Source organism: Streptomyces sp. DH-12 (genome assembly GCF_002899455.1).
Classification (GTDB): domain Bacteria; phylum Actinomycetota; class Actinomycetes; order Streptomycetales; family Streptomycetaceae; genus Streptomyces.
Genome location: NZ_PPFB01000002.1, coordinates 50,861 through 68,892, shown reverse-complemented (window position 1 = coordinate 68,892; position 18,032 = coordinate 50,861). Strand labels below are relative to the sequence as shown.

Genomic DNA, 18,032 nt, shown 5'->3' with positions numbered 1-18,032 from the left:
CCAGAGGATCGCGCGGGGGAGGCGTTCACGGAGTCCGCCGCCGAGGCGGTGCAGACTGCGGTCATGGCGGCGCGCTTGGTCATGGCCATCGCGGACGCCGCGCGGCGCCACCAGCAGCGCAGGCAGGAGGGCAAGGAAGACGGCCTGCCGACCGCCGAGGAGGCGGTGAACGAGATCGGCAAGGACGTCGAGCGGCTGCTTCCGTCCGACGTCTCCGTCGCGTTGATGGGAGAGGCGGACTGGCCGCAGCTCGCGCAGCAGCTTCTGGCGCTGCGCAAGGCCGGTGTCGACCTGGACCAGGTCCTGCCGCGCGTCGGTGAGATCGCGGTGAACGTACGCGACCAGGTCGCGGCGAAGGCGGGGGGAGCGGCCACCGACCAGTGGGTGCGGGCCGTCCGGGAGACGCTGCCGGCGGGACCGGTGCGGGAGGCGATCCTCACTTCTCCTGCGTGGCCGGAGATGGCGGCGACGATGGCCCGGCTGGAGGAGCGGGGCGTCAACGTGCGCGAGGTCCTGGCGGCTGCGCACAACGAGGTGCTGGCCGTCGACCAGGCGGTGGCGAAGGGGCTCGGGGCGGCTGCGGAGCCGGTGATGAGCCGGGACGCCCAGCTGTCCTACGGGCCACTCACGACCGGGCTGGACCTCCCCCGGGATCTCGACCTGTCCGACCGCGAGCGGGCACTCACGCAGTTGGCCGTCTCGCCGCAGGAGAACCAGCGGTACACCCGCTGGGTGCGCGAGGCGATGCCCGGGTTCGAGCGGGAGGCGGACCTGCTGGTGGCGTCCCGTCAGTGGCCCCTGCTGGCTTGCCGGATGGCACAGATGGAGACCGACGGCGAGCATGTGCGTGAGCACCTGGTCCGTCTAGCCAAGGACACGTCCTGGCAGGCGGGCCCGGATGCTCAGCTCGGGACGCGGCTGGTGCAGGCCGTCAGCGACGCACTGCGCCGTCCGACCGGCGAGGCGCCGGGGGAGTCGCGGGTGACGGTGAACACCGCGGCGGCGAGGGCGACGTCGCCGAGCGTGGACCCTACTAAGGCGGTGAAGGGCGCAGTCCCCGCGGAGGCTGGGACGGCTCCGCACCGGCAGGCCGGACCCGCGCCGAGGAATGGCCGGACCCGGTAGTCCGTCGTCGTGATGCGTGTGGGCCGCAGGCCGGATGCCGGTCTGTGGCACACGTGATTTCGGGGTCAGGGGCGGGTCGCGCCGAGGTAGTCGCCCTGCGGCATTGCTGAGGTGAGCGGGGCGATCTCGACGTTGCGGCCGGTGCGAGGTGCGTGCAGCACGTTGCCGTCGCCCGCGTACATGGCGACGTGGTAGATGAACCCGTCGTTGTGCGCCCAGAACAGCAGGTCGCCCGGCTTGAGCTGGCTGCGGGAGACGGGTCGGTCGCTGGTGGCGCCGTACTGGGCGGCTGCGGTGCGGGGGAGCTTCACCTTCGGCCAGTAGGCGTACTGGACCAGCGAGCTGCAGTCGAAGCCGACGGTGCGGGAGGCCAGGCACTCGCCGTTCTTGTAGCCGTTGGTGCCGTCGCAGAAGCCGGTGCCCGGGCCGTCCGGGCCGCCGCCTCCGTAGGCGTAGGGGGTGCCGATGCGGGTGGCTGCCTTGCGCAGAGCATCGGGACCGGTGCCCGACCCGGAGACCTGGAGGCGTCCGGGGCCCTCGAAGCGGGGCATCAGCGACAGGATGGTCCGCACGTAGTTGTAGGTCTCGCCGCCCGCGAAGGACTGCGGGGGCACGCCGCCGTACTCCACCACGCGGCCCCATCCGGCGTTGTACCCGGCCAGGGCGAGCGCCCTGACATCGCCCGGGTAGCCGGAGCTCTGGGCCTGCTTGAGCAGGGAGCACATCATGCGGCCCTGCGCCATGACGGCGTCACCGATGTCCCACGGTGAGGCGACGCCGTTGCCGTCGTCGTCCCGCCCCCAGGTGGCCCATGTGCCGGGCATGAACTGTGCCGGGCCCTGGGCGCCGGCGTGGCTGGTGGCCTCCGCGCGGCTGGTCTTGAACTTGCTCTCCTGGTACAGCTGCGCGGCGAGCAGAGCCGGGGTCATGGCGGGTTCGGCGCAAGCGGCGTCGGCCTTGAGGATCCAGGAACGGAATTCCTGCGGGACCCCCTGCAGGCCGCCTCCGCCGTCGGCCATGTCGATGTCTGCACCCGCTTCCTCGGCGGCTACCACGAACACAATGCCCATGAACGCCAGCAGAACGAGGCTCGTCGCTGCGGCCACAGCCCCGACGACTACCTTCACGCTTCCCCCCGTAGAGCCCGATCTCTCTCTTCGCTGTCGTGCCGGTCGTGCAGGTCCCCGCCGTACTAGATCACGAGACGCCCAGGCTGCGCGGCCCGGTTTGGCGGGGCCGAACCGTGAGCGTGATCACGCATCGCGTAGGGTCGGTGACTGACTCGCGTGAGGGATGCGTTGCCCAGCGGGCTGCCGGTGTGCCCATCGCATCACCGGTGCAGATGCGTCCGCGTGAGCCTGTCGGCGACTCGGGGGTGTGGCTGGTGTGTACGTGCGCGGATCGGGGGGGCGGGACCGGCCTCCGGTCCTTCAACCGGGCGGAAGCTGTTGCGCATTTGCTCTGGGGAGGGCGTGACGCGCATCGCGGTTCTCTGCCGTAGAGCGACACCTGTGACCTGACCTCTGGCTACGCGGAAAAGACGACCTGGAATGTCCGCGGGTCACGCTAGCCTCAGTGGTCTCAGAAACCCAATATCGTCACGAAAGCAAGGCCGACAGGGGGAGTTGTGGCGTGACCGCCCAAACGATGATGTCAACCCCGGGCACTGACCGACCGGTTGACCTCCGGTACGCGCTGATGCCCGTGGACGGGAATGGCATTGCAGTGGCGACCGTGGCCGCCATGCTCGACGACGGCAGCGGCGGCAGGAGGGCCCGCGTCCTGGCACCCGGCGAAGTCCTGCCGTACGGCACGGCACCGGTGCTGGTGACCGACACGACCCTCCACGGCGTGACGCGCCTGGAGGAGACCCTGCGTAATTGGGGCCCGCTGCCGAAACCGTGGCTGGTGTGGGTGGCCGATGCCCCGGCAGGCCCGGTGCAGGACGCGCGGTATCTCGTCCGCGCCCTGGAGGGGCGGCTGGCCGGAGTGGCGCGTCTGCCGTACCTGCCCGTGCTGCGGGCCGTGAAGGGGGCCGACGAGGCCCTGGAGTACAGGAGCGTCCAGACCGCGGCCGCGAAGCTGCGGCGCACGATCGAAGGGAAATGATGATGGCGAACCTTGCGGCGCTCATCCCTGGGGCGAAGCCGACGCCGATCCCCGGGATGGACGGCCCGGTGGCCGAGATCTTCGGGTACGGATTGTGGCTGTTGGTCCTCGCCGGCGTCGGCGGCGTCGGCTTCGGTGTCTACAAGCTGGCGGTGTCCGACAAGAGCCGCAACGGCGGCGGCAGCGAGCCCTTCAAGTGGATGGGAGGCGGCGCCGCGGCCGTAATCCTGTCCAGCTCGCTCATCGCCATCCTCAACGGCATCGCGGGCTGAGCGGGCGGGGGAGAAGAATGCCGACCAGGGGGACAAGGAACTCCAAGAGCATGTGGGTCGCGGGCGGTCTGCTCGCGACCGTCCTCGCGCTGACGGGCTATATGGCTTTCAGCGGCGACGACGAGGAGACCGGCTCGCCGAGCGCGGCAGGGGGAAGTGCCAGCGCATCCGCTTCGCCCAGCCCCGCCGAGTCCTACACGAGGCCTGAGGAGTGGACCGAGCCGGACCGGTGGGCCGCCCTCCCGCGAGGGAAGCGCACGGACGCACACGGCAGCCAGGTCGGCTATCCCAAGAGCACCGAGGGCGCCGTGTCGATGATGGCGGCCGCCAACTCCATCAGCATCGACTCCGATCACGACGCTACTGACGAGCAGCTGCGCATCTACCGCTCGTACGTCGCCGAGGGGGACCAGAGCGACGAGGGTGCCGAGAAGGTCGAGCTGGACGCGGTGCAGACCGACAAGATGCTGCACAAGGAGCTTGGCCTGCCCGTCGGGGAGCCGCTGCCCGCAGGCGCGTACATGCGCAACACCGTGGTGGGCTACAAGGTCATCAAGGAGTCCGACGACGCGGTCAGCGTCTGGCTGCTCACCCGCGTGGTGCAGAAGGCGGGCGAGACAGCGAAGGAGCGCGCTACTTACACGCGCTCGTTGTCCGGTGCGGCCTGGACGGATGGCGACTGGAAGCTGTCCGGCAAGGCGTTCGCCGACGCGGACACCTCGGACAAGCCCGCGATCGTCGCGCCGGGCGACGCTGATTTCAACGCCGCTGGATGGACCGCTATCCGTGAGGCGTCATGATGCGTCGGCTCGCCGCGCTGCTGCTGGCACTGGCCGCCGTTGTCGGGCTGACGGTGTCCGCATCGGCCCCGGCGGCGGCCCTGCCCGATCCCGGTGATGCTGCCGAGATCGCGTGCCGGGTGGGGTCCAGCTCGATCTGGGACGCCCTCCCCGGGAACGTCGGAGAACACAGCGACCGCATCACCGGATCGCCCGCCTGCGAGAAGGTCGACGAGGTCGTCGAGAAGGCGATGAAGGCCCCGTGGAAGGCCGTGTGGGACTCCATCGTGGGCGACATCATCAGGTCCGCCCGGGACGCCACCACGTGGTCGCTGAAGAAGACGATCACCTTCAGTCTGGAAGGGCCCTCGGTCGACCTGGAGGGAACCGGCCTGTGGGGCGGCAAGGCCACACTGGCCGGGATGCTGGCCTGGCTCGGGCTGCTGATCGCGGTGGCCGGGGTGATGTGGAACCTGGCCAAGATGGCGCTCACAGGGCAGGCCAAACACGCCGGACGGGCGATGGGTGGATGGGTCGAGAACCTCGTCCTGTCGTTCCTGGGCGTCGGACTGTTCGGCCTGCTGCTCGTCGCGGGCGATGCGATGACCACGGGCCTGGTGGACGCCACGTTCGCCGACGACGGAGCGGCCTACGAGCAGATCCTCACGGTGCTGGTCCCGGCGACGGTCATCAATCCGATCATCGCGCTGTGCATGGTCGGAGCGCTGTTGCTGATCGGCTTCGTGCAGATGGTGCTGATCTTCCTGCGGCAGGCCGCCATCCCCATCATCTGCCTGCTGCTGCCTGTGGCCGGCGGCGGCCGTACCGGTGGTGAGACCACTCGTAAGTGGGCGCCGACCCTGATCACCAGCGGGCTGGTCATCATCGCCTACAAGCCCATCGTCGCCATCATCATTTGCGTGGGTTTCGCCGAACTCGGCCACGCCGAGGGCTTGGTCGCCTGGCTCAGGGGTGTCGCCACGCTGTTCCTGGCCATCGTGGCTCCCGCGCCGCTCACCAAGATCTTCGCGCCGTTCGGCGCTGCGGTCGGTTCCGCGATGGGCGCGGGCGGGGCCAGCAGCGCACTGTCGGCGGCCGCGGGCTACCTGGGCGCGAAGAAGGAGAAGGGCGGCGACAGCGGTGGCGGCAGCGATCGCGGGCACGCCCCGGCCGATCCCGTCTCTCACGCCCAGTACGTCGACCAGGTCCGGCCGGGCGCGGGCCAGAACCCGGGCCGGTCCGGTGACGGGGGAGAGGGCCGGGACGGCGGTCAGGGCGGTGACGCGCAGGCCCAGGCGGCCCGCAACGAGAACTCCCGCGTGCCGGGCCAGTCCGGAGGGGCTGGCGGAGCCGACGCGGCGGCGGCCGGGTCCTCGAGCCCGACCGCGACCGGTGCGGGGACGGCCGCGGCCGCCGGCGCGGCCGGAGGAGCGGCGAGCGCGACCGGCGCCGCAGGAGTCGGGATTCAGGTCCTGGACGGCGTCAACGACGCGATCCAGGGCGTCAGTGGACAGATGGGCGGGGGGAATCAGTGACGACCCACGAGGTCCCGCAGGCACTGCTCGTGGACGGCTTCCGGGCCCGCCGCGACTTCGGTTTCGGCGGGCTGTCGAGGACCGCGACGATGCTCGCCGCCGCGGTGCTGACGGCGGACGGCCTGATCGCCACCCAGGCGCCGGTCTCCCTGCTGGTCACCCTGCCGCTGACGCTCATCTTCTTCGGGCTGCTCGCCGCACGCCGACACGGCATGTCCGCCCTGTCCTACTACTGGGCCAAACTCGCCTGGAAACGGGCCGCCCGCTACGACGCCAACGCCTACCGCAGGCTGCTGCTGCCCCACCCGTACGCCCTGGACCTGCCGGGCGTCGGCGCGAGCAGCACCCTGATCAAGGCACACGACCCGACCACCGGCCGTGCCGTGGGCGTCGTCCACAACCGGACGAGCGGCTACATGACCGTCACCACCCTGCTGGCGCCGGGTGGAAGCCTCATGGCGCCCACCGCGGCGGTGCAGAGCAGCCTGCGCACCTGGTCGTCGGTGCTGGACGCGATGAGCACCGACGAGCAGATCAAGGGCGCGAGCGTCACCATCCAGATCACCCCGGGCGCCGGCGCGGCGCTCGGCGACGACGTCAAGGCCCGCAAGGACCCGGCCGCGCCCCGGCTGGCCAAGCAGGTCATCGACGAGCTGGTGCGCACGATGCCGCACGCCACCGCCAGCGTGGCGCCGTGGATGACCGTCACCGTGGACCCCGACGCGACCGCGACCCCGCCGGCTGACCTCGCCGAGAAGGTCGCCGAGGCCCTGCGGGTGGTCGACTCCCTGGACCTGTCTGGCACGGGCACGGACATTGAGCGCCGGGCGACCGACGTCGACCTGCGCCGGATCGTCAGGTCCGCCTACGACCCCGAGGTGTTCAACGCGCGCGACGCGGAGTTCGAGGAGCTGTCGTGGGCGGAGTGCGGGCCGCAGGCCGCCGACGACGACTGGGAGACCTACGCTCACGACGGGGGAGTGTCCGTCAGCTGGGTGCTGCGGGAGATGCCGCGCCGCCCCATCCCCTACTCGGTGCTGCTCCCGCTGCTGGCGCCCGGCCGCTTCCAGAGGCGCATCACCCTCTCCTACCGCGTGCTCGACCCGATGGAGGGCGAGGCCGTGCTGGAGCGCGAGATCGCCAACGCGCACATGCGGGCGCAGGCGACCGCCGAGGTCAAGGGCCGCGCCAAGTGGTCCCAGCGGGCCGACGCCCAGCGGGCGGAGAAGGCCGCCGCCCAGGTGGCCGGCGGCGCCCAGGTCGTGGACTGGACGCTGATGGTGACCGTCACCGCCCGCAGCACCGAGGACCTGCCCGCCGCCCGCCAGGAGCTGGCCCGCGCGGTGAAAGCCACCCGAGGCATCCGCATGCGGCCCGCCTACGGCGCCCAGGCCGCCGTGTTCGCCGCCGGACTGCCGCTCGGCTACTCCCCGCTGGTGAAGGACTGACGACATGGCACGCAAGACCAAGCCGGTGCCGCTGACCTCGCCCAAGCGTGTGGTGGCGCAGGCGGAGCAGACCCCGACGCGCCAGGAGCGGCGCCTGGCCGCCCGGTTGAAGGGTCGCTACGCGCCGCGGCTGGGCTGGGGCGGCCGCTTCGGCGGACGCTCGCCCGTCGAGGACACCGGCACCGTCTACACTGGGCCGACTAGCCAGGCGGGCGGCATCTACCCCTTCCTGCTCGGCAGCGGCCTGCCCCCGCGCGGCGTGCCCGTCGGGCGCGACCTGCTCACGGGCGAGCTGGTGGCCATCGACCCCAGCGGATGGACGGGCAAGCTGACGACCAACCCGGGCGTGTGGGTGATGTCCCAGCCCGGCGCGGGCAAGTCCGCGCTGGTCAAGCGCATGTGCATGGTGTACTCCGCGTTCGGGTTCATGCCGTGCGTGCCCGGCGACGTCAAGGGCGAGTACACCGAGCTGATCCGTGAGCTCGGCGGCTCCGTCGTCCGGATCGGCGACGGCATCGGCCGCCTCAACCCGCTCGACTCCGGCCCGTTGAAGGGGCGCGCGGCATCCCTGACCGCGGAGCGGCGCGAGGCCCTGCTCGACGTCCTCAACGGGCGCCGCCTGGAGACCCTGGTCGCCCTGCTGTCCACCAAGCACGGACTGGGCCGGTCCCCGAACGAGATCGAGCGCTCCGCGCTGGACACCGCCGTCCAGGTCGCCTCCGCCGCCCAGGAGTCGGGCAGCGACCCGGTGGTCGCCGACGTCGTCCGCATCCTGCGGGCCGCGCCCGAGGAGCTGCGGACCAAACTCGCCGCCGAGGGAGACCGCTACCAGGACCTGACGCGGTCGGTGATCGCCGGGCTCGACAACCTCATCGGCGGCCCCCTCAAAGGCCTGTTCGACGGCCCCACCACCACTCCGTTGGACATCGCTGCCCCGGCGGTGTCGGTGGACATCTCCGCGCTGCGGGCCCGCGGCAACGACGTCGTCAGCGCGGGAATGATCGCAACCTGGGCGTACACCTACAGCGCGATCGACTCCGCCCGCAGCATCGGGATGATGGACCGCTCCCTCGTGCTGCCGATGGACGAGATGTGGCGGGCACTGCGTAGCGGTCCCGGCCTGGTGGACGCGATGGACGCCATCTCCCGCCTCAACCGCACCACAAACGACGTGACGATCTACGTCACCCACTCGCTGCTGGACGTCGAGGCCCTGCCGACCGAGACCGACCGCGCCAAGGCCCGCGGCCTGATGGACCGCTGCGACACCTGGGTGATCGGCGCGTCCTCCGAGGAGGAGCTGCGCCGCGTCACCGGCAAGCGCTCCCTCACCGAGCAGGAACGCATGATGATCGGCTCATGGTCCAGCGCCACCAGCACCGGCCTGGACATCGACCCCACCGGCTCCGAGCACACCGAGACGGACGAGGAGACCGTCCGGCACCCGGGCCGCGGCAAGTACCTGATCAAGATCGGCACCCGGCCGGGCATCGCCGCCGCGCTGGAGCTGACGTCGACCGAGCTGCGCCTGTACCGGACCGACCACAACCGCCGCCGGACGGCCGCAGCAGGAGGGGGCAGCTGATGATGACGGAGAACGACCGGGCATGGGCCGCCGGGGGCATCCTCCTCGGCGGCGCCGTGACCCTGTCGGTGTCGACCTGGGCCGGGGCGGCCGCCGGCGCGGCCCTGACCGGCGACGACGTCGCCCCGTTCCCCACCTCGCTCGTGGCCGCCTTCCAGATGGCCACCGACTGGCCGGCGGCGTGGCCGCACTCGCAGACCGCGTCCCTCGTCGGCGCCACCGTGGCGGACCTGGCCGTCGTCGTGTTCCTCGTGTGGGGCCTGCGCTGGACGTTCCGCTGGTTCCGCAACCCCAGCAGTCTGGCGACGCTGCACCAGATGCGGGAGCTGACCCCCAAGCGGGCGGCCGCGACCGCGACCCGGCTGCGCGCCTCCCTCAAAGGCACCAAGCCCTCCAAGGTCCCGCCGCGCGACCGGGGCGTGCTGCTCGGCGACCACCTGCCCTCCGGCGTGGAGCTGCGCGGCAGCGACGAGGACACCTACGTCGCCATCATGGCGCCCCGCGCGGGCAAGTCGACGTCCCTGGCCATCCCGGTGGCTGAGGAAGCCCCCGGCGCCCTGCTGATGACCAGCAACAAGGCCGACGTCTACGCCGCCACCCTCGCCTCCCGCGCGAAGGTCGGCCGCACCTGGGTGCTCGACACCCAGGGCGTCGCCCAGGCCGAGCGGCAGATGTGGTGGGACATGATCGCCCAGGCGGAGACGCTGGAAGGCGCCGAACGCCTCGCCAGCCACTTCGTCAACCAGATCACCAGCGAACAGGCCGACCCCTTCTGGAGCCAGGCAGCCGGTGACCTGCTGGTCGGCCTCTTCCGCGCCGCCTACCACGACGGCGGCACCGTCCGCGACGTGATGGCGTGGCTGGCCGACCCCAAGGAGAAGGCGCCCCTGCGCATCCTCTACCAGCACGAACCCGTCCTCGCCGAACAGGTCGACTCCTCCATCAACATCGCCGAGGAGACCCAGTCCGGGATCTACCAGAACGCGCGGACCGCCGTCAGCGCCCTGCGCGACGAGAAGGTCCTCGCCTGGGTCACCCCCGACGACCGGCACCCACGGTTCGACCCCGAGCAGTTCGCGCTCAGCACCGACACCCTCTACCTGCTGTCGAAGAAGGGCGGCCCCGCCTCCGCCGTCGTCGCCGCCCTCGCCGACGCCGTGTTCACCGCGGCCGCCGAAGCCGGCGAACGCCACGGCGGCCGCCTCCCCGAGCCCATGCGGGCCGTGCTCGACGAGGCCGCCAACATCTGCCGGATCAAGGACCTGCCCGACCTCTACAGCCACCTCGGCAGCCGCGGCATCACCCCCTTCGTGATCCTCCAGAGCTACCGTCAGGGCGTCGCCGCCTGGGGCGAGATCGGTATGGACGCCATGTGGTCGGCCGCCACGAAGAAGATCATCGGCGTCGGCATGGACGACGCGAAGTTCGCCCAGGACGTCTCTACGCTGGCCGGTGCCCACTACGTCGAGCGCGGCTCGTACTCCAAGAGCAAGGACGGCGGCAGCCGCAGCTGGTCCGAGCAGCGGGAACAGGTGCTCGACCCCGCCGAGATCCGCGCCATGCGCAAGGGCACCGCCCTGCTGCTGTCCACCGGCATGCCCGTTGCCCAGATCCGCCTCCGCCCCTGGTACGCGGAGAAGGCGATGGCCCACATCGGCCCGCAGATGAAGACCGAGGAGGCCGCCATCACCAAGCGGGCGGTCGCCGCGTACGAGGAGAGGCAGGCAGAGCGCAGTGGCCGGTGACCCCGACGAGCCGCGGTTCGACGTGCCGGTCGGCCTGTTCGAGGACATCGAGGACCTCAAGGCTCAGATCGCCGCCCTGACGGCCCAGATCCAGGCCCTCGCCGCAGCCGGAGGCCCGGACCCGACCCCGGGCCCGGCGGCCGCCGGTGACACGGCCGCCGAGGACACCGACAGCGAGGAGGACGAGGAGGAGTGGAAGTACCCGCCGTTCATCCTCCTGCTCGACTCACCGGAGTATGACGACGAACTGCGCGCCCTGATCGAGTGGGTCGAGGGCGTCCTCGTCCCCGGCTACCTGGGCGAGCCCAGCGCAGACGCCCGCTGGTGCCACCTCTGGTTCGAGCACCCCGTAGCCGTAGCCCGCCTCCACGCCTGCTGGCTGGCCTGGCAGGAACTCACGGACCCCGCCACCTGCGGCTACACCGGCCCCAGCGTCTGGCACCGCGACCACCTGGACCCCTGCATCCGTGAACTGCGCAGCCCTAGCGGACCCTTCACCGGCTGCACCAAGGGCGAGCACCAGATTGGCCACCGCCTGCCCGGAACTGTCCCCAGCGCCTGGAAGTCCCCCACGCCATGACGGACAACCGACCCTCACACCTGGCGCCATCCGACCGCGAGCTGCGGCTGTGGAAACTTGGCAGGGCCCTGGCCGTCATCTTCGCCGCAGCCATCCTCGTGGCGGGCGGCGTCTTCTTCGGTCTGGTCCTCCTGCTGGATTTCCAGGAGGTCGACACCACCGCCAAACTCGACGCCAAGACGCTGTTCGACCTGGTGAAACTTTCTTTCGGAGTGGTCGCCGGGGCTGGGGCGCTCGTCGCCCTGGTCGTCGCCTACCGCCGCCAGCGGGTCGACGAATCAGGAGCCCACCGGGACGTCACTCGGCTTCACACCGAGCGCTTCACAAAGGCCGTCGAACAACTCGGCTCTGACTCCCCGGCGATCCAACTCGGTGGTGTCCACGCTCTGGCCGGACTCGCCGACGACGCACCCGACCAAGGCCTGCGCCAGACCTGCATCGACGTCCTGTGCGCCTACCTCCAACTCCCCTACACCCCCGATCCCGGCAGCGACCCTGCCCATCAGGAGGAACACCATCGCTACCTGGCTTTGCGTAAGGTCCGGCATACGATTCTGCGTCTCATCGCCGAGCATTACCGACGCCCCCAGGGAACACATGGCTCCTGGCAGGGATATGACCTCGACCTCACAGACGTCACCATCGACGGCGCCATGAACTTCTCCGGTGCGACGTTCTCCGGCGGCACAGTGTCGTTCGGTGGTGCGACGTTCTCCGACGGCATGGTGTCGTTCGGTGGTGCGACGTTCTCCGGCGGCACAGTGTCTTTTGGCGGTGCGACGTTCTCCGGGGGCAGGGTGCACTTCGGTGACGCGGTATTCGCCGGCGGCGAGGTGCTTTTCGGAAAATCGACGTTCTCCGGCGGCACGGTGGAATTCGGTGACGCGGTATTCGCCGGCAGTGAGGTGCGCTTTGACTGGGCAACTTTTTCTGGCGGCGATGTGGACTTCGGTGACGCGGATTTCTCTGGCAGTAATGTGTCCTTCCGGGAGGTAACATTTTCCGGCGGCACGGTGGACTTCGCCGGTTCAAGGTTCAGTGGCGGATACATCGACTTCAACTTTTCAACGGTCTCCGGTGCTGCGTTGCTCTTCAACCGTGCGTCGTTCTCCGACGGTGTGGTGTTCTTCCGGCACGTGACGTTCTCCGGCGGCCTAACGAACTTCGAGGCGACAACGTTCTCTGGTTGCGACGTGCGCTTCAATGACGTGATTTTCGCTGGCGGCGCGGTCACCTTCTCCGGCGCGGCTGGCCCCGTTCCCCGTGGTCTTCTCGAAGCTGTCGGTTTCCCCATTCCTGAGACGGTTCTTCTCTCAGCGCCGTGGATCCCGGAGTCATAGCAGGTACGGGCGCGGGGTGCTCGCCGGTCTGTGCCGGCCTTTGCGGACTACGGCAGCAAGTGAGGGTTTGGGCCGCCGGCGTGGCGGCCCAAACCCTCGCAGCCCTGCCGCATGAGCCAGAACATGCGGCTGGCGGCGCGCGCAGTGCAAGGCGGTGGTCGGACGGTCCCGCAGGCGCCAGTGGACGCCTGCGGGACGCTGTCCGGGGCTATTTGCTCGGTCCTCGGCGTTGCTCGGATCCGGGCGGCTGGTAGCCCTCGGTCGGCGGCCGCTCTGATGGCTTCGCCCCTTCGGAAGTCGACGGCCGCCTGCCCGTGGTGGTGCTGCGGGAGCGTGCAGCCGCCGACGATGGCCTGGCCGGTCCGAGCCGGGCGCCGGCGGCAGGGGTCAGCAGCGGTCGGGCCTGGGCTTCGATCGTGGCGAGACGGGCGGGCCATTCGCCACCGAGACCGCGGCTTGCCTCGCGCAACCGCAGCTGCGTGACGACGAAGCCGGTGCTCTCGGTGTCGGTCCAGGGGCGGGCGCGTTCGCTTTCGAGGCTTTGCCGCAGGGCCGGTGGGTTCGTCCAGGCCCCCGTCTCGTCCAGGGTGTTGCTGTAGCGGGGTTTGGCCTCGCCGCGTCGGTAGACGCTGGCCAGGTCGACCAGCGTGCCGGTGTCGACGCGGTCGGCCAGGTCGAGGATGCCGCGGTAGGACTCGTCGGCGTTGGCCTGCACGGTGAGCCGTCCCTGGCCGCGGTCGGCGAGCTGCTCGAAGTACCGGGCGACGATGCCCTGGTTGCTCATCGCCTGCGGCACCCCCATGAAAAGCCCTTCGATCCGCGCCCCGGCGGTCCGGTAGGCGCGCATCTTCCGCTCGACGGCCTCAGCGTTCTGGGAGGTCTCCTGGATGATGGCGTGCAGGCCGTGGTCGCGGACGTACTGTTCGGCCTGCGCCATCCAGGCCCGTCCGTCGGCGCGGGTGTAGGCGGCCATGAGGGTGTCGTCCTGGGCCATCAGCTCCGCGTACGCCGGGTGGTACGGCTTGTAGAGGTCGCTGTCGACGTCTACGAATCCGCCGTGCCGGTTGAGCTGGGCGGCGACCATCTCGGTGACCCGGCTCTTGCCGGCGCCGGGCTGGCCGACGAGGAAGACGACCGTGGGCGTCTCCTGCGAGGCGCGGCCCTGGAGCAGGTCGGGCACGATCCGCTCGCGGAAGATCCGCTCGTTCTCCTCTGGGGGCAGTCGGTACCGTTCAACTTCCGCGGGGTCGATCACGCGATCCCCGCCAGGACCTCGCGGGCGAGCTGTGCGTAGCGGGCCCGGGCCGCTGCGATCTGCTCGCGGTCGGAGGAGTGCAGGCCCTCGCGTTCGCGGGCCAGCTGCGCCTGTGCGGCGCGGGCGTCCTCGATGACGCTCTGGTCCGGGGCGGCCTTGGCCTCCTCGGCGGAGATGACCGCGCTGTAGGCGCCCACCGCTCCGTTGATCGCCTCGATCGCGGCTTCGTACGCCGCCGTCTCCTCGTTGGACCACTCGTGCGGTTCCAACTGGTCAGTGATGGAGATGCCATTGGGCATGCTCTTCCCCCTTACGTGTTCGTGGTGCACATTGTCGTCGGCTATGGGCGGGTGTTCGACCGTCTTTCGGTTCCGGTTGTTCCGCTGGCCGTTCTCGATCGAGCCGGAAGAAGGCGCGGCACCGGAGGGTCCTTCTACAGGTGGTCGAGCGGCTCGGCGACGAAGCTGCCGTCGCCGAACGGCACGTCGGTGAGTTCGAAGCGCTGCGGGTGGCCATTGACGGGGTGCGTGATGACGGTGCCCGGCGGCCGGGTCGTGTCGTACTGCGCTGGGACACCGTTCGGACCGGTGGTGCGCAGCAGGGTGTAGCGGCGGAGCATGCGGGGTCCTTCCGACGCTGTGGCGTCTACCCGCTGGGTGGTTCGCGGGCGGCGGGACAGCATCCGCCGTCCCGTGGCGCCGGCGCCCGCCAGCAGGGCGGCGCCGAGCAGGGTGGTGACCAGACCGGGCACATCGATAAGCGAGGACATGGGTGCGGGCCTCACTCCGCGGGATGGACGGAGCAAGCGGCGCAGCGAGCAGGGAACACGGTGGACCTCCAAGAAGTCGACGACGCCCGCCTGTTGGACGAGCCGGGCCGACCGTGCGGGAGACCGGAGTTAGCCGCGCAACCCCCTAACTTCGCCGTCACTGGTCCTCCCCGTCCAGGATGTCCAGGGCGCTCGGCACATCGTCGGTGTCCGCCCAGCGGATGGCCGGCGGGTGGCCCGGGCGCGCTTCCCGTTCCTCCTCGCGGCGCAGTGCCTCCGCATCCTCCCGGATCATCACCTCTGCGAGCTGCTCGGGGTCCATGTGCGCCCGGGGGTCGCCCGGCCCGTTGCCGAAGACGTCCCAGAGCGCGTCGATGAAGACGGAGAGGACGGCCTTGTCCATGGAGTAACCGATGGCCCGTTGCCACGAGGGATTGGCCGGGTCGTAGACGGCCTGGACTGGTGCGGCGATCCCCTCCGGCCACCAGCCCGCCTTGACTCCGCGCGGGATGGCCCGGGACAGGGCGATGGTCGGGCCGCGCAACGAGCCGAACAGGTCCCGCAGAGCGGCGGCGTCGGCATACCCCTTCCCCTTGACGACTTCCTCCAAGAAGCTCCGGGCCGAGCTGGGCAGGGTGCGCAGGTATCGCGCGGCGCGGTCCGCGTTCCACTCCGTGTCGACGGCGACCGTCAACTCCCTACGGTGCTCGGCGAGCAGGTCGAGGAGTTTGCGCTCGAACTCGGGCGACGCGCCCTCGATAGTGATCTTCACGAGCCCTCCGGACAATCCTTGCCGCGTTCATTGATTTTCTATATGCCCGTGAGTCTGCCAGCGTCGCACGGAGGCCGTCAATGGAGAATTTTCAATGAACGCGGCGAGCGTTCTACATGGTGGGCTTCGTCTGGGTGTTTCCTGGCGTCCACGATGACGCGGGCGACCCGGAGCGTCTCGGACAGGAACCCCAAGGTGTCCTGGGCGTTCTGGATGAAGGTCCCCCTTTGGCCTGGACAGAGGTCTACTGAACACGCCCCCTCTCGCCCGGGAGCGACCCGCCGCAACACGGCCCTTCCGAAGCCGTGACGCCTTTCAGACCGGCAGATACGGGCTCGGCCTGTCGTACCAGCTGATGCGCAGCGCGTCGCGGGCGCGGGTCGCGGCGACGAAGAGGAGCGAGCGGGCCCTGAGTTCCTCGCGGGCGTAGCGCCTCGGGTCGGTGGTGCGGTAACGCTCGAGGATCTCCGTGCGGGGGATGACGCCGTCGCGGGCACCGACGATGGCGAGCTTCTGGTACTCAAGGCCCTTGAAGCGGTGCATCGTGCCGACGTGCACCTCGCCGTCTCCCTTGGGGCCGTCCTTGGTGAGCTCGGCGACGGTGATGCCCGCCTTGGTGGCCAGGTGGAACATCACCTGGCTGACCATGTCCCGCTCCGCGACGCACACGGCGATGCTGCCGCGCGGGTCGCGGCGCGGGCCGGCGCCGCCGTTGCCCGTCGCGATCTCCTCGCGCCAGGTGGTCAGCACCGTGGCGAGCCGGTCGAGCTCGTCCTCCCAGGAGTCACAGCCGACCAGGTCGGGCGCGGGGCCCCGGAGGACGGAGCGGTATCCGTCGAGGGTGTCGGTGCTGTCGTCGAGGTCGTCGTAGGCGAGGTCCTTGCCGGTGAGGTCCACCACCCGCAGGGCCCGGGAGAGGATCTCCCGGGTGGTGCGGTAGCTGAGGGTGAGCCGGGCGGAGCGGCCCCGGATGTTGATGCCGACGGTGGAGAGGGTGACCTGCTGGTCGTAGATGCGCTGGTGGGTGTCGCCGGCGATGAACAGGTCGTCGGGGCCGGGGGCGACCATGGCGCGCAGCATCTTCCAGTGGGCGGCGCGCAGGTCCTGTGCCTCGTCGACGACGATGTGCCGGTAGCGGTGGTGGAGGAAGCGCATGCCGGAGCCGTCGTCGCGGTGGATGAGATCCTTGCCGCCGACGGCTTCCTTGTGTTCCTGCCGGGCCCTGATCTTCGCGTCGCGCTCCGCCTCGAGCCGGGCGGCGCGTTCGGCAGCCTGCCCCCAGGTCTCCAGGCCCTCCTTGTCCAGGCGGGCCGTGAACTGCTCCAGGATCTTCCAGATCTGCGCGCGTTCGGGGCGGGTGACGGAACGGCCGCGGCCGGCCCGGCGGGCGTCGAAGTACGCCTTGCGGGTGCCGATGGACTGGCCGAGGATCACCTGGTCCCACTCCTCGTAGAGGAACTCGGCGTCCCAGCGGCGCTCGTCGAGCTCGAGGAGGAGCTGACGCAGCACGTTGAGCGCGGTGCTGTCGTACACGCGCTGACGGGATGCGCCCTTGACGGAGTTCTCGCTGAGGACCCGCGCGGCGAGCTGGTCGATGTGGGCGATCTCCACGCGGGCGAGCAGCTCCGGCTCCATCAGTGAGGCGAGGCGGGCACGCAGGTCGGTGGTGAGGTTCTTGGTGAACGTCGTCAGCAGGATGGGCTTGTTGTGCCCGGGTGGCAGTTGCTGCGCCAGGTGCCTGACCCGGTGCAGGGCGACGATGGTCTTGCCGGTGCCGGGACCGCCCGAGACGCGGGCCGGGCCGTTGTAGGCGCGGTGGACGAGCTTGGCCTGGGTGGGGTGCAGGAAGACCTTCCAGGCGCGGAAGTCGCCCTCTTCCAGGGCGGCCTGGATGTCGGCGTCGATGGTGGTGACGGTGGTGCGGGCGAGCGCGGCGCCGAGGTCCTGCGCGTAGTCCTGGCCGAGGTCGACCTTGACGGGGGCGGTGATCTCCGCGCGGACCTCGTCGAGGGGCATGCCGGCGGCGAGCCCGTACAGGATGTCCTTGGACAGCAGCGGCGCACCCTCGACCAGCTGGTCGAGTTCGTCGCTGTCGGTGACGGCGAGTGCGAGGTCGATGAGCTGGTCGGCGACGCCGAGGTCCCGCAGGTCGTCCGCGGTGACGCCGGTGAGCAGGGGCTCGGCGGCGGCCGGGTCGGGCTCGGGCTCGGGTTCCGGTTCCGGCTGCGGGGCGGGCCGGGGCTCGGGTTCGGTGGGGGTGAGGGTGACGCCCGCGCGGCGCAGCACGCTCTCGCCCACCACGGAGAGGTCCACGAACTCGATCTCGCCGGTGACCCGGTTGATCGCGACCGAGAGTTCCTCGTAGACGTGCTTGCGGTGGCGTACCGCGATGACGAGCCAGTTCTCCTGGCCCTTTTCGTCGACGCCCGCCCTGGCCAGCAGGGCGCGGTACGACTGGTCGACCTTGGCGCGGAAGACCCGGCCGTCGCCCTTGAGGGGCTTGAGGTCCAGGCCGGGGTGGTCCGGGTCCTCGCGGAAGCGGTGGCAGAAGTCGTAGAACTTGCCCTTGACCGAGCGGTCGAGCTTGTACAGCTCCTGTTCGGCCTTCTGATACAGGCTGAGCCGGGCGGTCATGGGATCAGTGCTGCCTTCCGTCGCCGGGGAGTTGTGGGAGTCGCAGAGGTCATACCAACCGGGGGAGTCGTTCGGGCCGGGTGC

16 protein-coding genes are annotated in these 18,032 nt (G+C 70.5%); 10 read left to right on the top strand and 6 right to left on the bottom strand.

The features are described 5' to 3' along the window. Nucleotides 1–63 precede the first annotated feature (63 nt). The gene (locus tag C1708_RS33150; protein ID WP_133169116.1) at nt 64–1,125 is read left to right on the top strand and encodes a hypothetical protein; all 1,062 of its coding nucleotides are present in this window, start codon (nt 64–66) and stop codon (nt 1,123–1,125) included. Between the two features lie 65 nt (nt 1,126–1,190). Here C1708_RS33150 and C1708_RS33145 read toward each other — a convergent pair whose 3' ends face one another. Continuing rightward, nucleotides 1,191–2,231, bottom strand: coding sequence for a C40 family peptidase (locus C1708_RS33145; protein ID WP_241911494.1), 1,041 nt, complete (start codon nt 2,229–2,231; stop codon nt 1,191–1,193). A 628-nt stretch (nt 2,232–2,859) separates the two neighbouring features. Between C1708_RS33145 and C1708_RS33140 the strand changes: the two genes are divergently transcribed. From C1708_RS33140 to C1708_RS33100, 9 genes are read left to right on the top strand one after another with little or no spacing between them, the layout of a single operon-like run. Continuing rightward, complete coding sequence (locus C1708_RS33140; protein ID WP_133169115.1) at nt 2,860–3,234, top strand: hypothetical protein; 375 nt, start codon at nt 2,860–2,862, stop codon at nt 3,232–3,234. A gap of 2 nt (nt 3,235–3,236) precedes the next feature. After that, the gene (locus C1708_RS33135; RefSeq protein WP_241911493.1) at nt 3,237–3,506 is read left to right on the top strand and encodes a hypothetical protein; all 270 of its coding nucleotides are present in this window, start codon (nt 3,237–3,239) and stop codon (nt 3,504–3,506) included. Between the two features lie 50 nt (nt 3,507–3,556). Beyond that, nucleotides 3,557–4,306 carry a hypothetical protein gene (locus C1708_RS33130; protein ID WP_241911492.1) on the top strand — a complete coding sequence of 250 codons (750 nt, stop codon included), beginning with the start codon at nt 3,557–3,559 and terminating at the stop codon, nt 4,304–4,306. Beyond that, a complete protein-coding gene (locus tag C1708_RS33125; protein ID WP_133169114.1) occupies nt 4,303–5,820 on the top strand; it encodes a hypothetical protein in 1,518 nt (505 codons plus the stop codon). The genes C1708_RS33130 and C1708_RS33125 overlap by 4 nt, the downstream gene beginning before the upstream one ends. Next, on the top strand, nt 5,817–7,268 hold the full coding sequence (locus C1708_RS33120) for an SCO6880 family protein (protein WP_241911491.1): 1,452 nt from the start codon (nt 5,817–5,819) through the stop codon (nt 7,266–7,268). The genes C1708_RS33125 and C1708_RS33120 overlap by 4 nt, the downstream gene beginning before the upstream one ends. 4 nt (nt 7,269–7,272) lie before the next feature. Then, nucleotides 7,273–8,853 (top strand): putative type IV secretion/conjugal transfer ATPase, encoded by a 1,581-nt coding sequence (locus C1708_RS33115; protein ID WP_106416619.1) that lies wholly within the window; start codon nt 7,273–7,275, stop codon nt 8,851–8,853. Then, the gene (locus C1708_RS33110) at nt 8,853–10,598 is read left to right on the top strand and encodes a type IV secretory system conjugative DNA transfer family protein (RefSeq protein ID WP_106416618.1); all 1,746 of its coding nucleotides are present in this window, start codon (nt 8,853–8,855) and stop codon (nt 10,596–10,598) included. Before C1708_RS33115 ends, C1708_RS33110 begins: the two co-directional genes overlap by 1 nt. Further along, nucleotides 10,588–11,178, top strand: a complete 591-nt coding sequence (locus tag C1708_RS33105; RefSeq protein ID WP_106416617.1) for a DUF4913 domain-containing protein — start codon at nt 10,588–10,590, stop codon at nt 11,176–11,178. The genes C1708_RS33110 and C1708_RS33105 overlap by 11 nt, the downstream gene beginning before the upstream one ends. Then, nucleotides 11,175–12,518, top strand: a complete 1,344-nt coding sequence (locus C1708_RS33100) for a pentapeptide repeat-containing protein (protein ID WP_106416616.1) — start codon at nt 11,175–11,177, stop codon at nt 12,516–12,518. Before C1708_RS33105 ends, C1708_RS33100 begins: the two co-directional genes overlap by 4 nt. A 208-nt stretch (nt 12,519–12,726) precedes the next feature. On the opposite strand, the gene C1708_RS33095 is transcribed toward C1708_RS33100, so the two are convergent. The 5 genes from C1708_RS33095 to C1708_RS33075 form a co-directional block, all read right to left on the bottom strand. After that, nucleotides 12,727–13,773: a zeta toxin family protein gene (locus C1708_RS33095; protein WP_106416615.1), complete on the bottom strand. Its 1,047-nt coding sequence runs from the start codon at nt 13,771–13,773 to the stop codon at nt 12,727–12,729. Next, complete coding sequence (locus C1708_RS33090; RefSeq protein WP_106416614.1) at nt 13,770–14,072, bottom strand: hypothetical protein; 303 nt, start codon at nt 14,070–14,072, stop codon at nt 13,770–13,772. The genes C1708_RS33095 and C1708_RS33090 overlap by 4 nt, the downstream gene beginning before the upstream one ends. A gap of 134 nt (nt 14,073–14,206) precedes the next feature. Beyond that, nucleotides 14,207–14,542: a hypothetical protein gene (locus C1708_RS33085; protein ID WP_106416613.1), complete on the bottom strand. Its 336-nt coding sequence runs from the start codon at nt 14,540–14,542 to the stop codon at nt 14,207–14,209. A 157-nt stretch (nt 14,543–14,699) separates the two neighbouring features. Further along, nucleotides 14,700–15,314: a hypothetical protein gene (locus C1708_RS33080; protein ID WP_106416612.1), complete on the bottom strand. Its 615-nt coding sequence runs from the start codon at nt 15,312–15,314 to the stop codon at nt 14,700–14,702. A gap of 315 nt (nt 15,315–15,629) precedes the next feature. Next, nucleotides 15,630–17,948, bottom strand: a complete 2,319-nt coding sequence (locus C1708_RS33075) for a UvrD-helicase domain-containing protein (protein ID WP_106416611.1) — start codon at nt 17,946–17,948, stop codon at nt 15,630–15,632. Nucleotides 17,949–18,032: the final 84 nt, after the last annotated feature.